The organism is Psychrobacter sp. Pi2-52, from assembly GCF_904846705.1.
GTDB lineage: Bacteria > Pseudomonadota > Gammaproteobacteria > Pseudomonadales > Moraxellaceae > Psychrobacter.
This window is the reverse complement of the sequence record NZ_CAJHBS010000002.1, coordinates 218,081-232,778: the sequence shown is the minus strand read 5'-3', so window position 1 is coordinate 232,778 and position 14,698 is coordinate 218,081. Positions and strand designations below refer to the sequence as shown.

Annotated in this window: 13 protein-coding genes; 3 read left to right on the top strand and 10 right to left on the bottom strand. The window is 40.1% G+C overall.

Features of this window, described 5'->3' with window-relative positions; genetic code table 11:
• Positions 1 to 44 precede the first annotated feature (44 nt).
• Both mutM and JMY00_RS02200 read left to right on the top strand, forming a co-directional pair.
• The gene (mutM, locus tag JMY00_RS02205; RefSeq protein ID WP_201578955.1) at positions 45 to 986 is read left to right on the top strand and encodes a bifunctional DNA-formamidopyrimidine glycosylase/DNA-(apurinic or apyrimidinic site) lyase; all 942 of its coding nucleotides are present in this window, start codon (positions 45 to 47) and stop codon (positions 984 to 986) included.
• A 290-nt stretch (positions 987 to 1,276) separates the two neighbouring features.
• Positions 1,277 to 1,717: a hypothetical protein gene (locus JMY00_RS02200; RefSeq protein ID WP_101204261.1), complete on the top strand. Its 441-nt coding sequence runs from the start codon at positions 1,277 to 1,279 to the stop codon at positions 1,715 to 1,717.
• A gap of 114 nt (positions 1,718 to 1,831) precedes the next feature.
• Here JMY00_RS02200 and mscL read toward each other — a convergent pair whose 3' ends face one another.
• The 3 genes from mscL to JMY00_RS02185 form a co-directional block, all read right to left on the bottom strand.
• Entirely contained in the window at positions 1,832 to 2,287 is a 456-nt protein-coding gene (gene mscL, locus JMY00_RS02195) for a large conductance mechanosensitive channel protein MscL (protein WP_057758404.1), read from the bottom strand.
• Positions 2,288 to 2,567: 280 nt separating this feature from the next.
• A complete protein-coding gene (typA, locus tag JMY00_RS02190) occupies positions 2,568 to 4,418 on the bottom strand; it encodes a translational GTPase TypA (RefSeq protein WP_057758402.1) in 1,851 nt (616 codons plus the stop codon).
• Positions 4,419 to 4,767: 349 nt separating this feature from the next.
• Positions 4,768 to 5,955: an OmpA family protein gene (locus JMY00_RS02185; protein ID WP_201578954.1), complete on the bottom strand. Its 1,188-nt coding sequence runs from the start codon at positions 5,953 to 5,955 to the stop codon at positions 4,768 to 4,770.
• Positions 5,956 to 6,539: 584 nt separating this feature from the next.
• Between JMY00_RS02185 and JMY00_RS02180 the strand changes: the two genes are divergently transcribed.
• A complete protein-coding gene (locus JMY00_RS02180) occupies positions 6,540 to 7,265 on the top strand; it encodes a GspH/FimT family pseudopilin (RefSeq protein ID WP_201578953.1) in 726 nt (241 codons plus the stop codon).
• Between the two features lie 20 nt (positions 7,266 to 7,285).
• Here JMY00_RS02180 and JMY00_RS02175 read toward each other — a convergent pair whose 3' ends face one another.
• The 7 genes from JMY00_RS02175 to lepA form a co-directional block, all read right to left on the bottom strand.
• On the bottom strand, positions 7,286 to 8,059 hold the full coding sequence (locus tag JMY00_RS02175; protein ID WP_201578952.1) for a pyridoxine 5'-phosphate synthase: 774 nt from the start codon (positions 8,057 to 8,059) through the stop codon (positions 7,286 to 7,288).
• 66 nt (positions 8,060 to 8,125) lie between these two features.
• Positions 8,126 to 8,917, bottom strand: a complete 792-nt coding sequence (locus JMY00_RS02170) for a DNA repair protein RecO C-terminal domain-containing protein (protein ID WP_201578951.1) — start codon at positions 8,915 to 8,917, stop codon at positions 8,126 to 8,128.
• 63 nt (positions 8,918 to 8,980) lie between these two features.
• Positions 8,981 to 9,946, bottom strand: a complete 966-nt coding sequence (gene era, locus JMY00_RS02165; protein ID WP_057762330.1) for a GTPase Era — start codon at positions 9,944 to 9,946, stop codon at positions 8,981 to 8,983.
• 346 nt (positions 9,947 to 10,292) lie between these two features.
• Positions 10,293 to 11,090 (bottom strand): ribonuclease III, encoded by a 798-nt coding sequence (gene rnc / locus JMY00_RS02160; RefSeq protein ID WP_057758394.1) that lies wholly within the window; start codon positions 11,088 to 11,090, stop codon positions 10,293 to 10,295.
• 102 nt (positions 11,091 to 11,192) lie between these two features.
• A complete protein-coding gene (locus tag JMY00_RS02155) occupies positions 11,193 to 11,585 on the bottom strand; it encodes a DUF4845 domain-containing protein (RefSeq protein WP_240990621.1) in 393 nt (130 codons plus the stop codon).
• A gap of 131 nt (positions 11,586 to 11,716) precedes the next feature.
• Positions 11,717 to 12,619, bottom strand: coding sequence for a signal peptidase I (gene lepB / locus JMY00_RS02150; RefSeq protein WP_201578949.1), 903 nt, complete (start codon positions 12,617 to 12,619; stop codon positions 11,717 to 11,719).
• A 102-nt stretch (positions 12,620 to 12,721) separates the two neighbouring features.
• Positions 12,722 to 14,521, bottom strand: a complete 1,800-nt coding sequence (gene lepA, locus JMY00_RS02145; protein WP_101204270.1) for a translation elongation factor 4 — start codon at positions 14,519 to 14,521, stop codon at positions 12,722 to 12,724.
• Between the last annotated feature and the right edge of the window lie 177 nt (positions 14,522 to 14,698).

Sequence of the window (14,698 nt, the reverse complement as noted above, 5' to 3'; positions counted from 1 at the left end):
AGCCAGTCGTTGTTTATTCCACAATAGAGTTGTCAAAAAATACTATGCCTGAATTACCTGAAGTAGAAACCACTAAAGCCAGTCTTGCTCCATTGTTGGGGCAACAGGTAGTTGATGTTAAAGTATTTCAACCAAAGCTGCGATGGATGATGCCAGATAACTTGGACGAGCTAGCTAATTACACATTAGAGAGTGTCGAGCGCCGAGCAAAGTATCTGATTCTTAATTTTCTGCCAGTAGATTCACAGAATAACGCTCCCATATCAGCCAGCAAAGTTGAACCACGTCAGCTTCTTATTCACTTAGGAATGTCAGGTAGCTTACAGCAACATAGCTATGGTACTGATAAGCGTAAACATGATCATCTGGTTGTCATCTTTAATGATGCTGATAATGAAAAGTCTCAGCTACACTACTATGATCCGAGACGTTTTGGTTCAGTACTATGGCATGAAGATTACGGCAATAAACTACTAGATCATCTAGGTCCTGAGCCGCTTTCAAAAGATTTTACCGCAGACTATTTGTACAATTTAATCCAGCGTATAGATTTATCTAGCCAAGATGGCAATGGGTCATCGACAGATAATACTAAAGCAAACAAACGACTAAAACCCATCTCCCGAGCGATTAAATCTGTCATCATGGAACAAGAAGTCGTGGTTGGGGTTGGCAATATCTATGCGACTGAAAGTCTGTACTTGTCCGGCATCCACCCTGCTACACCAGCCAATCAACTTTCATACGATCAGATTGTCATTTTAGTGAGTCATATTAAAGAAATTTTAAAGAAAGCGATAAAATTAGGCGGTTCGACACTACGGGATTTCACAGTAGCAAGTGGTCAAACTGGTTACTTTCAGCAAACCTTAAACGTGTACGGTAGACAAGGAGAAAGCTGTCTGCATTGCAGCACAACATTAGAAAACATCAAACTTACTGGTAGAGCCAGTGTTTATTGTCCAAATTGCCAGCCGTTAAAATAGCTAATAACTGACATCTGTTTGCTTGAGGTATATTTAGATTAAATGAGGCTAATATCTAGACAGAGTATTTATTTTTGAAAGTATCAAATACTGCCAAAGCTATAGCTAGATTATTCTCATTTTTGTTGCTTATTAGCGCACATCTTGCTTTAATAGTGCTAGCGCTTACATAAATAGTGCGTATCATTTATTTTTCTGTAATATTTAGCCTACCTATTGTTGCCGCAAGATTCCTGTGTGGAAATAGCAGCAGCCATTAATCATACTATTATGAGTTTCAGGATATCGTTATGACTGTTAAAGCAAAAACTCAACGCACAGTTAAGCAGAGATTTTTTACTGTATTGGCAACTTTAGGATTGGTAGCTGCGACTATTCAACCTACTTTTGCAGCTATAGAAATTGATGAAACTGATTTCGGTCCTTCATATGAAACGATGGTAGTCGATACGATTGTCGGTAAACCACTTCAACTCGTTAATGCGGTAGCTGGAACAGCAGCTTATATCGTAAGCCTACCTTTCTCACTTATTGGTGGTAATGCAGATCAAGCACAGCAGAAGCTATTTGTTGAACCTTGGAATGCGATGGGACGTTGTTTAGGCTGCACAGTTGCAGAAGACAACTATTATAAATCTCAAGTTGTTGATAATAACGTAGTACGTATCGTTGTCGATCAACCATCAGAAATTCTGATTAACACCAATGACTATGTAGTGGTTACTCCATAACAATTTGCTTTTAGTAGGCACACCAAATAGTTTACAAAAATAACTGTGACTATTTCATAGAAAAAAAGGCTAACTCGAGAAGTTAGCCTTTTTTATTGTCAACGATTTGATAATTTATTTCGTAATACTAGTATTACTTAATTTGGCACTGATTTCGCGCAGCAACTTCACTTCCTCTGATGGCTCTTCTACTGCTTCTTCTATAACTTCCTCTACCTCTTCAGCACGGCGCATTTTATTGACACCTCTCACCATCATAAAGATGATGAAAGCTAAGATTAGAAAGTTAATAAGTACGGTAATAAAACTACCGTAAGCCAATACAGGTACACCTGCCTCCTTGAGCGCATCATAAGTCATAGCAATACCATCAGGTGCATCGCCTAAAACTAAGAACATGTTTTCAAAATTAATCTCGCCGCCAAAAATAAAAGCGACAATCGGCATAATAATATCATCTACCAAAGATTTTGTGATGGTAGCAAAAGCCCCGCCGATGATGACACCGACTGCCAAATCCATCACATTACCTTTGACAGCGAACTCTTTAAACTCTGAAACCATACTCATTGTTTTTTCCTCAAAATTTATCTATACACAAATAGATATTTATATAGTTAGTATCACATCTAGCTTTCATGTTAATAATTGAATACATTAACGTCACTATTCATTCTGTCTGTATTTTTCCAAGATTACAACACAAAAAAAAGCAGTATAAAGTGAACCACTAATAGCTCACCTTATACTGCTCATTTTTGAATCACTCACTGCCCGTAGAAACTACTGACACTAAGTGGTTGCGTCAAACATCAATACTATGAATTACTAAGTAACTCACTTATTGATATTAAGCACCTTTTTTACCACGGCCGTGACGTTTACGCTCACTTTCAGTCAAGTAGCGCTTACGAATACGTACCGCTTTTGGCGTTACTTCGACTAGCTCATCGTCTTGAATAAATTCAAGCGCTTGCTCAAGAGTGAATTTCACTGCTGGCGTCAACGTCAATGCTTCGTCAGTACCACTAGCACGTACGTTGGTTAACTGTTTAGCAGTCGTTGGGTTAACAGTCATATCATCGTTACGAGAGTTAAGACCAACAATCATACCTTCATAAACTTCAAGCTGTGGCTCAGCAAACAACTTACCGCGTTTCTGTAGGTTAAATAGAGCAAAACCTAGGCAAGTACCATTTGCCATAGAAACCAATACACCGTTAGAACGACCACCAACATCACCGATCTTCTGTGGACCGTAATGTGAGAAGCTCGAGGTCATGATACCACTACCTGAAGTCAGGGTTAGGAACTCAGAACGGAAACCGATCAAGCCACGCGCTGGTATGGTTGCCTCGATACGCATACGGCCTTTACCGTCCAGCTCCATGTTAGTCATCTCGCCTTTGCGTAGACCAACTTGCTCCATGATAGAACCTTGATGCTCTTCTTCGATATCGAAGACAACGTTTTCATACGGCTCTTGTAGCTTACCATCAACTTCTTTGACGATAACTTCTGGACCAGAAACACCTAGCTCAAAACCTTCACGGCGCATGTTTTCGATAAGTACTGATAAATGAAGCTCACCACGACCTGATACTTTAAATTTGTCAGGAGACTCAGTGTCTTCTACACGCAATGCTACGTTATGAATCAACTCACGCTCAAGACGCTCACGAATATTACGTGAAGTCACGAACTTACCTTCACGACCAGCAAATGGTGAATTATTTACTTGGAAGTTCATAGATACTGTAGGTTGATCTACCGTTAGTGCTGGTAATGCTTCAACGTTGTTAGGATCACAAATAGTATCAGAGATATTTAGCGCATCGATACCTGTGATACAAACGATATCACCGGCTTGTGCATCTTCAACATCAATACGATCAAGACCATGGTAACCCATAATTTTTAAGATACGACCGTTACGCGTTTTGCCATGCTTATCAATGACAGTCACTGGCGTGTTAAGTTTAACTTTACCACGTTGAATACGGCCAATACCGATTACACCAACGAAGCTGTTGTAGTCAAGGCTTGAAATTTGCATACGGAACGGAGCGTCAGCATCAACCTGTGGAGGCTGAACAACGTCAACGATAGTTTTGAACAATGGCGTCATGTCATCAGCTAAATCATCTGCCTCTAGACCTGCGATACCGTTCAATGCTGAAGCATAAACAACTGGGAAATCAAGCTGCTCATCGTTTGCACCTAGGTTGTCAAACAAATCAAAGATTTGATCCATTACCCAATCAGGACGTGAGCCAGGACGATCGATTTTGTTGATAACAACGATCGGCTTTAGACCTTGTTCGAATGCTTTTTGCGTCACAAAACGAGTCTGAGGCATTGGGCCATCAACAGCGTCAACAACTAAAAGTACGCAGTCAACCATAGACATTACACGCTCAACTTCACCACCGAAATCGGCGTGACCTGGGGTGTCAACAATGTTGATACGGTATTCAGTTTCTGAAGTTTTATCTGTCCAGCGGATAGCTGTGTTTTTAGCCAAAATGGTAATACCACGTTCTTGCTCAATATCACCTGAGTCCATTGCACGCTCAGCAATGTTTGCACGGTCGCCAAAAGTACCAGACTGATGTAATAACTTATCAACCAAAGTTGTCTTACCGTGGTCAACGTGGGCAATAATTGCAATGTTACGCAGGTGTTTGATATCGTTCGCCATATAAAATGCTCGTTTCGTCTTAAAAAAATGCAGTAGCAGTAAGCGCTGCTGAATAAACTTTCATCATCAATCAGATAGATATTGAATCTAAGATGATGCAAAAAAGAATGCTATCAAATAAAAAAGTTCAATACAATCAAATATCTATACTGACGAATTCATCATACAGATTGCTATGCTAATGTACATACTGTTAATTTACAGAATGTTTGGGTGGCTAGTATAACATTATTGATTCATAAATTTATGTAATAACTCACTTTTATCAATACATAAATAAAAAAAAGCCACCCATTGGGTGGCTTTTTTTGTAACTATATATTTTACTATACGGTTATTTTGCTAATACTTATTGAACAACCATATCTTTAGTTTGTTCAACAGTCATTGTTTTGTCACCAGTGATGATGGCATAAACACGACGGTTCATAGCACGACCTTCTTCAGTGTCGTTTGAAGCGATTGGATTGTCATAACCATAGCCTACAGTTGATAAACGGTTTGGAGCAATACCGAATTCGTTAGTTAGCATAGATTTAACAGCAACGGCACGAGCTTCAGATAGACGTTGGTTATAACGTGCTGAAGGACCAGTCTTAGAAGCATGACCTTCTACACGAGCTGTAGAGTTAGGATACTCACGCATCTTCTCTGCTACTTTAGCGATTTCTGGCTTGTACTGGTTTTTGATAGCTGACTTGTCGTTATCAAAGAATACACGTAGTTCCATTTTCAGTTCGTCAGTAATGTCTACTGGTACTGGGCAACCGCGCTCATCAACTACTACGTTCATTGGAGTGCCTGGGCATGCATCAATGCTATCAGGTACACCATCACCGTCAGAATCAAGATCAGCTTCAACAACAACTACTGGAGTGTTGTCAACTACTGGCTCTTGCATAGGCGGTACTGCTACTGTAGGTGCTAGATGGCCACCTAGTACTACTTCTAGACCGGCCAAAGCCATGCCTTCCCACCAGTTGTTATCAAAGTTATGAACCGCACGAGCTTCACCACGTAGACTTAACGCATCGTTGATACGATACATAGCACCTAAACCTAGGTTACCAATAGTGTCTTTTGATTCTGCAATTTCGTTACCAGCTGCATTTTCGATTTTAATTTTAGACTGACCAGCACCAACTAATACATATGGTTTGAATGCGCTGTCAGTGTAACCAGTAAATTCTTCAGTACCAATTAAGAAGTTACCAGAAATAGTTTCCTGTTCAGCATCATAAGATCCTGTGTCAGCATCATTATTGCTAATGCCATCAGTATTAGAAACGCCGTATTCTACTTGAAATTGTGTAGAAGGTGTTAGTTCGATACCAAGTGCTGCACCAGTATAAAGACCATCTTCTTGATAGTAACCATCTCCAGTAGCATCATCAACTAACACTTCCGCTTGCTCATCATCAGCACCTTCGCTGTAATGATAGCCTAATAGTAGTGGGCTAATAGTAACGCCAGCATTAGCTGCTAATGGAGCAGCTGTTACGGCAAATAGAGCTAGAGCTATTTTGTTCAATTTCATGGACTTCCTCCAAAGGATAATTTTAGTGATGCATTAAGCAAAACCGATTCTCAAGACGTACTAAGATAGACATCTCTTACGCATTTTAAGTTACAAAGCAAAACCAATTAAGGAGTAGCTTAGCGATTATTAATTCAGTTTACAACTTTTTTCGTTAACGAGCTACACATTATTACACGATAATGTTGTAACTAAAACACAATAAACAGTCTAAGTTACCCAGAACTAACACACCTTACGCTTCTTATCTTTTACACATCAGTTTGCGATAGATGAATAGTCTATTGATAGCTATTTTCTTGAAGCATTTTATTACAATTAGAATTTTTTCTCTATTGCTAATATCGTTCTTTCACTAATTGAAACATTTTTTGACAGTCGCTATATATTACATATATATTGTAAAAAACCAATATTCTTCTGAAAATCAAGCAATTAGGTGTTGTATGTGTTTTATATACAGTGAAATAAGAGAAAGTTTAAAGAATTTGGACAATTGGTTTGCTTAAAAGATAGTCAACACAAGGATGTGTGAGACGTTGTTTTTTACTTGAATGACAAATAGCTATAGGATGTAGCGCATTATGAACTTACTTAGTAAGGTACTGGCCCATTATAAGAGAATAGTCATTTTTACCTTTTGTTTACCTATTTGCAGAATAGGCGGGTATGGAATTGATAATTTCTTAGCTATTGCATCTAGGTTATTCAATGAACTATTAAAGTTAGCCTATTATAGGAAACCATCCCTTCAAAATAATATTTTAAACGCCAAACAATCAGACGGCTTTACTCTCGTTGAGCTAACTGTGACGACAATGGTATTAGGAATTATTGCAGCTATTGCGGCGCCAAGCATCTTAACGCACTTAGCACGGATGGAAGCGCAACGTGTTAAGCATCAACTAGAGAGTACCTTATCATTAGCAAAGGCTGAAAGTTACATAAGTCGGCAGGATGTCTTGGTTTGTTTATCGAATGATGCACAGCAGTGCCATAGGAACAGTGATAAGACACTTCTGCTATTCGTAGATAAAAACAACAATAAGCACTTTGATTCTCAAGTAGATACCTTATTAACTCAGCAATCCTTAAACCTAAGATATAGTACAGTGAAGTTAAGAGTTGGCGGTAGGCGCCACTATACTAAATTTTGGGGTGATAGTGGCAGACCACGAGGACACTTCGGTCATATAAAATATTGCCCTACCTCTTCTTATAACAAATCAATGTACCAAATCTCTTTTAACCAATCCGGTATCGTCAAACATAAACTTAACGTAGACCACCCTACAAAATGTAGCGGTTAATAAAGGCCATATATGTAAACCTATTTATACATGGCCTCTTTCATCATTGTCACAGCGCTCTCTAGTCCTATAAACACCGCATCTGCAATAAGTGCATGACCGATATTTAATTCATATATACCATCAATCTTTGCAATGGCATTAACATTGTCACACGTTAAGCCATGACCTGCGTTAATAAGCAATTTATCATCTAGGCTCTGTGCTGTAGCTACTGCTTGTTCAATTCTTTGAAGCTCAGCCAACTGTGCGGCAGTATCATTTGCTAATCCTGCTTCGGCATAAGCACCAGTATGCAATTCTATTGCGTCTGCACCACATTCTATTGCGGCTGCAATCTGCTTGTCATCAGGATCAATAAACAAAGAAACCTTAATATTATAATCTTGCAGTTTATAAACATACTCTTTTAGAGACGTGACTTGCCCTGCAACATCAAGACCACCTTCTGTCGTTAACTCTGCACGCTTTTCAGGTACTAGACATACCCAAAAAGGTTTAACTTCGCAGGCAATTGCAAGCATCTCATCTGTCGCTGCCATCTCTAGATTCATTCTCGTCGACAACTGACCTGCCATTTCATAAACATCAGCATCTTGTATATGACGGCGATCTTCACGTAAATGTATAGTGATACCATCTGCTCCTGCCTTTTCGCACAGTAATGCAGCAGCTAGAGGACTCGGATAATTCACACCGCGCGCTTGACGCAATGTTGCCACGTGATCAATATTCACGCCTAACAAAGGTTTTTTTGAATTGTTTTCAGATGAGGTAGATACAGAGATACTCATAAAAATCCTTTGGACAATTAAGCCTAACTTATATAGTTGATACTACGATGATATTTGAGAATGCAGTTATTGATAACGCTGCTGCTGCTGCCATAACAGACGGCTTTGTAGCGGCTGATAATCAAGCAAATGATCAATAAGATGTCGATGTAGTTTGGACCAATGGCTCAGCGTTTGCTCAGTAATACCTAAGCGTGCCATTTCTATGATATCTGCACCCTTAAAGACGGTCTGTCCAGACTCACTGGCTAAATGCTCAGATTCTTCATTATGTACCAATACAGGGAGCAAACCCACATCCGGTAAAAAGCGGTAAGTACAATCAGACTCGATGGGGTTTTCAACATTGTCATGCGTTAACGTTAAAGTGAATCCTAATTCGGTAAATAGATACTGCTCAAACTGACGTAGACAGAAACGAAGCTCGTTATTACTTAGAGGTTGTTTGAGTTGTTGTAGACTGATTTGATAATGCTGCCATAATACAGGCATTGGGTCTTCAGTAGGTAACAACCGCCACAGAATCTCGTTTATATATAGTGCGGCATACTGATGTTGACCGCTGATATTGGCGTAAGGTACGGCTTCTAAGACAGCAGGTTTACTATCTTTTTTAACACCGTCTTTTTGAACACTGTCAGCTTGAGTCGTATCTTGCGAGGCAATATTAATTTGACTGAAAGTTTTTAGGTCGCGTTTGCCAGTAGCAAAAAGCTGTAACGGCATAAATAGTGGCGCGCCTTTTTTCCCAACACCATGTATCACACCGTGTTGTTGAGAAAAAAGATAATACAAAGCGCGCTTTTCTTGATAAGGGCGCTGATGCAATAAATACCCGACGAGCGCTTCATTACGCATTTTTTATTACCTAAATAGCTAAAAGGCAGACAGTGCTTTTGAAGCGTTCGTTTTTAACCGCTATCAATAGCCCAAACTGGTCAACGCACGCTCGTCATCAGACCAACCACGTTTCACTTTGACCCACAAAGTTAACATAATTTTTTTACCGAATAACTGCTCCATATCTTTACGAGCATCCATACCAACTTGTTTGATACGCTGACCTTTGTCACCGATAACGATGGCTTTTTGACCACCACGTTCAACATAGATAGTCGCATCGATGAAAGTACAAGCTTTGCGTGGACGCCCTGTTTTTGGATCAGTATGTGCAGGTTCGTCTTTAAACTCATCAATCTGTACCGTTAAATCATAGGGTACTTCATCGCCTGCACTACGCATGATTTTTTCGCGAATAATTTCACTGGCCAAAAATCGCTCAGAGCGATCTGTGATTTGTTCTGTATCGTAAATAGGCGCAGCGACTGGTAAATGTGAGGCAATCACTTCTTGCAAACGATCTAAGTTTTGATTTTTTAGTGCAGATACAGGAACGATATCAGCAAAATCGAAACTATCGTTGAAAGTTTCGATAAGTGGTAGCACGCTGCCTTTATCTTTTAGAGTATCTGACTTATTAATAACCAATACGACTGTTAGATTGGTCTCACCGAGCTTTTGCAAGGTCAATAAATCATCGTCACGCCATTGATCTGAATCGACAACAAACAGTACTAAATCTACATCTACTAAAGCCGATACCGCCGCTTTATTCATACGTTCGTTAATAGCACGTACTTCGTTACGGTGAATACCTGGTGTATCAACAAACACCGCTTGCATTTCATGGTTTGACAAAATGCCATGAATACGATGACGGGTGGTTTGTGGTTTGCGTGAAGTGATAGACAACTTTTGACCTAATAAGTGGTTCATCAAAGTTGATTTACCCACATTTGGACGTCCAACAATAGCGACATAACCTGCTCTAAAATCATCAGCCATACGAGCATTGCCACTTGGTGCAAAAAACTCTTCAATGGCCATATCATTGTCTAATGCAATATCTTCTGCATCAATAGCATGAATCTCTTCGGTAACTTCGATATTATTTTGGCTTAAATCAATATCTGTATTCTCACCCAAACTTTGGGTGCTGTCTTCATTGTTTGATGGCAAATCAGTATGATTGCTCATAAGTTAATCCTATAGGGTTTGTGACTAGCCGAACTGTCTTTGATGGTAAATTTATTTAGTCACCATTAAAAACGGGCTAGAAACATTTAAAGTTTTAAAATAAATAATATGTGAGGTAGTTTTAATGTGTGTTTTGCAAGCTATAAACCAATCTAAGCTAATATTCTGCATCTAAAAATGCATTAATAGACATCGGCTATACACGTTTTTTGGCAGATCCTGGCAATTTATGTAATTGATTAATCATAAGCTCAGCTGCTTTTTGTTCAGCGATACGGCGGCTCTCACCAGATTCAGTAATATCAGGGCAATTATTGATATTGACATGGCAACGTACAACGAAAATTTGATGCGGTGCATTACCACGCGTTTCCATGAGCTCGTAATTAGGCAGGTCAAACTGTTTAGATTGTAGCCACTCTTGTAACCGACTCTTGGCGTCCTTTAGCGCTTTTTGGTCATTGACATTATCAATCAGATCACCATACCAAGAGAGAACACATTTACGAGTAATATCCATATCTTGACTGTCTAAATAGATAGCACCAATCAGAGACTCTACGGCATCGGCCAGTATAGAAGCACGATTGCGACCGCCACCTTTGCGCTCACCTACCCCTAATATAAGATGGTTAGACAGCTCCAAGTTTTGAGCGATAATTACCAACGACTCTTGGCGCACCAGTGTTGCACGCATACGCGTTAAGCGCCCTTCATTTTGACTAGGATAACGATGATATAAAGCTTCACCCACAATCATCCCTAAAAGTGCATCACCTAAAAACTCTAAGCGCTCATAGTTCTTTTTGCTATCAAATGAGCGATGCGTTAGCGCAAGTTTAGGTAGGCTCAAGTCATTAAACTCATAGCCTAACTTACGCGTTAATACTGCTAACCGCTGAATAAATTCTGAGCTAACAACAAGCGTGTCAACAGACGTACTATTTTTTTGGGAAGTAGGAACCGCTTGGGAATGGTGCGAAGTTGGTTTCATGCGTGGTTTGTGGTTATCCCTTCTGCTTGACAGATTTAGTTTAATAATATTATTTGATATATTTTATGAAATAATGAGAGCGCTATGTCGTATTATGATGGCTTACTCTGCTGTTGCCACTTCGATGTCACCCTCGAAACGGTTTACGATGTCAACATTGCTAAAAAAATTATTAGTTACTGCATATTCTTTATAGATAGCCAATTGACCTGTTTTTTTATCAGTAAAAGTAAATACCTCTTCTGCCTTGGTATCATAGTCAGCATTGATAGATAACTGTTTGTTGACACGTTCAACAAATTGCTTGGCTGTTTCGTTATTATTATTAGCTTCTTTTAGCTGTGCACTTAATACCTTGGTCAATTGGTAATCACCAATCTGAGCTGGTACGATAGCTACTGTCAATTTAGTCGCAATACCCAAAAGCATAATAATGAGAACAATGTTTGTCACACTGGCGCCGCGCTGCATAGCCAAACCAGATAATTGCTGCATTATGATATCCTTCTAAAGATAAACGACTATTTTGAACAAGTGTATAAATAATAAATAGCTATTGATTATTTAGCAACGATATTAGCATAAAACCATTATCAACCAATCAATCTCTAGACAATCTCATAATCTTAATTGATAGTACCATTACGCTCAAAGGTCGGTAGGTTAAGACCAGGTGGTTTATGCATCCAAATATAAACAGCCTTACCTGCTAGGTTTTCATCAGGAACGAATCCCCAAAATCTACCATCTGCACTGCGATCTCGGTTATCACCCATCACAAAATACTGATCTTCTGGCACATCAATACGCCACTCAGTACCTTCTGATTCAACCACCTCTGGTGATTGTTGCTGCAAAAATGGCGCGTATTGTGAACTATTCATACCGTCTAAATAGCGCACGAGGTGCTTGTTGTCACCTTGTACTTCTTCAAAATATTTTGCCGCATCTTCTTCTTGCTGGCCCATTGCAGAAGCACTCTCTTCGGTCAGCACTTGACCTGGACCAATTTGCCCTGGTAAGTATAGCTGTGAAGTCAATTCAGCATTTGCCGCAAAATCTACAGACTTAGTCTCAATAGGTACGTCATTGATAGACAACGTGCCTTGACTATAACTCACGCTATCCCCAGGCAAACCGATAACGCGTTTAATATAATAAATGCTCGGGTTCTCAGGATAGCGAAACACTGCCACATCACCATGTTCAGGTTCACCAGTATCTAGCACCTTATTATAGGTTAACGGCAGGCGCACGCCATATGCATACTTATTAACAGCAATAAAGTCACCCGTATATAGCGTCGGCACCATAGACGATGATGGGATATTAAATGGCTCAATTAAAAATGAGCGTACTATCAATACCACTGCTAACACAGGAAAAAAGTCATAAGCCCAGCGAACCAGTAAGCCTTCTTGACCTCGACCACGATTTTTGCGCTGTTTGAGCGCTAGCTTGTCTAACAGCCAAACAATTCCTAGTACTATAGTTAACGGCACTAAAATTAAATTAAAATCAAAATCCATACCAAATTGCCTATTAACGAGCGGCTTATCTAACACCTTTACGATAAGACTCTCTACATTTGACTGTTATCTACAATGACTATCTTAAATTAAGCTCAATGATTAGCTATCAACTTGCAACACAGCTAAGAAGGCTTCTTGCGGGATTTCCACATTACCTACTTGCTTCATACGTTTTTTACCAGCTTTCTGCTTAGACAATAGCTTTTTCTTACGTGACACATCGCCACCATAGCATTTTGCTAATACGTCTTTACGCATGGCTTTTACCGTACTACGACCAATGATTTGGCTACCGATAGCCGCTTGAATGGCAACATCAAACATTTGACGTGGAATCAACTCTTTCATCTTAGTAACTAGGGCATTACCACGATAACGTGATTGGGTTTCGTGCACAATCATCGCTAAGGCATCGACTTTATCGCCATTGATTAGTACATCAACTCTCACCAATTTATCGGCTTGATAACGTTCAAAGTTATAGTCTAACGATGCAAAACCACGTGAGACTGACTTTAGGCGATCAAAGAAATCCATGACCACTTCGCCCATTGGGATATCGAATATCAGCTGTACTTGTCGACCCATAAAACGCATATCAACCTGAACGCCGCGACGCTCAATACATAGCGTCATCACATTGCCTAAGAACTCTTGCGGTACCAAAATTTGACAGCGGGCAATTGGCTCACGGAACTCTTCAATGTTGTTTGGCTCAGGTAGATGTGAGGGGTTATCTACATAGATTACATCACCGTTCTTTTTCTCAATTTCGTAAATAACTGAGGGTGCCGTCGTGATCAAATCTAGATCATATTCACGCTCTAGACGCTCTTGGATAATCTCCATGTGCAGCATACCCAAGAAGCCACAGCGGAAACCAAAGCCAAGCGCATCCGACGTATCTGGCTCAAAAAACAGCGAAGCATCGTTGATTTGCAGTTTTTGCAAAGCTTCACGGAATTTTTCGAAATCACTCGAATCTACTGGGAACATACCAGAATAGACTTGTGGCGTGACTTGTTTAAAGCCTGGGATACGATCCACATCAGGGGTCTTAGCATGAGTGATAGTATCGCCTACTGGTGCTCCGGCAATATCCTTAATACCCGCAATAACAAAGCCGACTTCCCCTGCTTCTAAAACACCCGTATCTACAGGCTTAGGCGTAAAGACACCAATCGAGCCAACCAGATGTGCCTCTTGAGTCGACTTGATATATAATTTGTCACCTTTACGTATAGTACCTTCACGCACCCGTACCAATGAGACCACACCCAAATAATTATCGAACCAAGAGTCAATAATTAGTGCTTGGAGTGGCGCTTCACGATCACCAGTTGGTGCCGGAATAAACTCTACTAGCGCTTCTAGCAGCTTATCAACACCAAGACCAGATTTGGCTGATACTCGCGGTGCATCAACGGCATCGATACCGATAATATCTTCAATTTCTTGAATGACGCGCTCAGGCTCAACTTGCGGCAAATCAATCTTATTTAACACCGCCATGACCTCTAAGCCTTGATCAACGGCTGTATAGCAATTGGCTACTGACTGCGCTTCTACGCCTTGAGCGGCATCAACCACCAATAGCGCACCTTCACAAGCTGCTAATGAACGCGAAACTTCATATGAAAAATCGACGTGACCAGGGGTATCAATAAAGTTAAGCTGATAGCGCTCACCATTTGGATGATCATAAAACAGTGTTACTGACTGTGCTTTGATAGTGATACCGCGCTCACGCTCGATATCCATTGAGTCGAGTACCTGCGCCTGCATCTCGCGATCTTGCAAGGCACCGCACATTTGAATAAAACGATCGGCAAGGGTCGACTTACCATGATCAATGTGGGCAATGATTGAAAAGTTACGAATATTGGCTAATGCAGTCACAAAGCGCCTACTAAATTAAGGGTGATAGAATAATAAAACTAAAAAATAAATATTGTCAGATGCAATTGATAAGTTGCTTGTACTTCTTTGAAGGTCAACCGTTATAACAAGCCGATTCGGCTAATACTACCGTCTAAAACCTATAGCCAAGCACATTAACTTTTATGCGCAGACATA

Coding starts and splice junctions, on each gene's coding strand:
- JMY00_RS02175 (WP_201578952.1), bottom strand. CDS start 8,059: ATGAGTATCTCTGTATCTACCTCATCTGAAAACAATTCAAAAAAACCT.
- mutM (WP_201578955.1), top strand. CDS start 45: ATGCCTGAATTACCTGAAGTAGAAACCACTAAAGCCAGTCTTGCTCCA.
- mscL (WP_057758404.1), bottom strand. CDS start 2,287: ATGAGTATGGTTTCAGAGTTTAAAGAGTTCGCTGTCAAAGGTAATGTG.
- JMY00_RS02185 (WP_201578954.1), bottom strand. CDS start 5,955: ATGAAATTGAACAAAATAGCTCTAGCTCTATTTGCCGTAACAGCTGCT.
- typA (WP_057758402.1), bottom strand. CDS start 4,418: ATGGCGAACGATATCAAACACCTGCGTAACATTGCAATTATTGCCCAC.
- era (WP_057762330.1), bottom strand. CDS start 9,946: ATGGCCATTGAAGAGTTTTTTGCACCAAGTGGCAATGCTCGTATGGCT.
- JMY00_RS02170 (WP_201578951.1), bottom strand. CDS start 8,917: ATGCGTAATGAAGCGCTCGTCGGGTATTTATTGCATCAGCGCCCTTAT.
- JMY00_RS02200 (WP_101204261.1), top strand. CDS start 1,277: ATGACTGTTAAAGCAAAAACTCAACGCACAGTTAAGCAGAGATTTTTT.
- rnc (WP_057758394.1), bottom strand. CDS start 11,090: ATGAAACCAACTTCGCACCATTCCCAAGCGGTTCCTACTTCCCAAAAA.
- JMY00_RS02155 (WP_240990621.1), bottom strand. CDS start 11,585: ATGCAGCAATTATCTGGTTTGGCTATGCAGCGCGGCGCCAGTGTGACA.
- JMY00_RS02180 (WP_201578953.1), top strand. CDS start 6,540: ATGAACTTACTTAGTAAGGTACTGGCCCATTATAAGAGAATAGTCATT.
- lepB (WP_201578949.1), bottom strand. CDS start 12,619: ATGGATTTTGATTTTAATTTAATTTTAGTGCCGTTAACTATAGTACTA.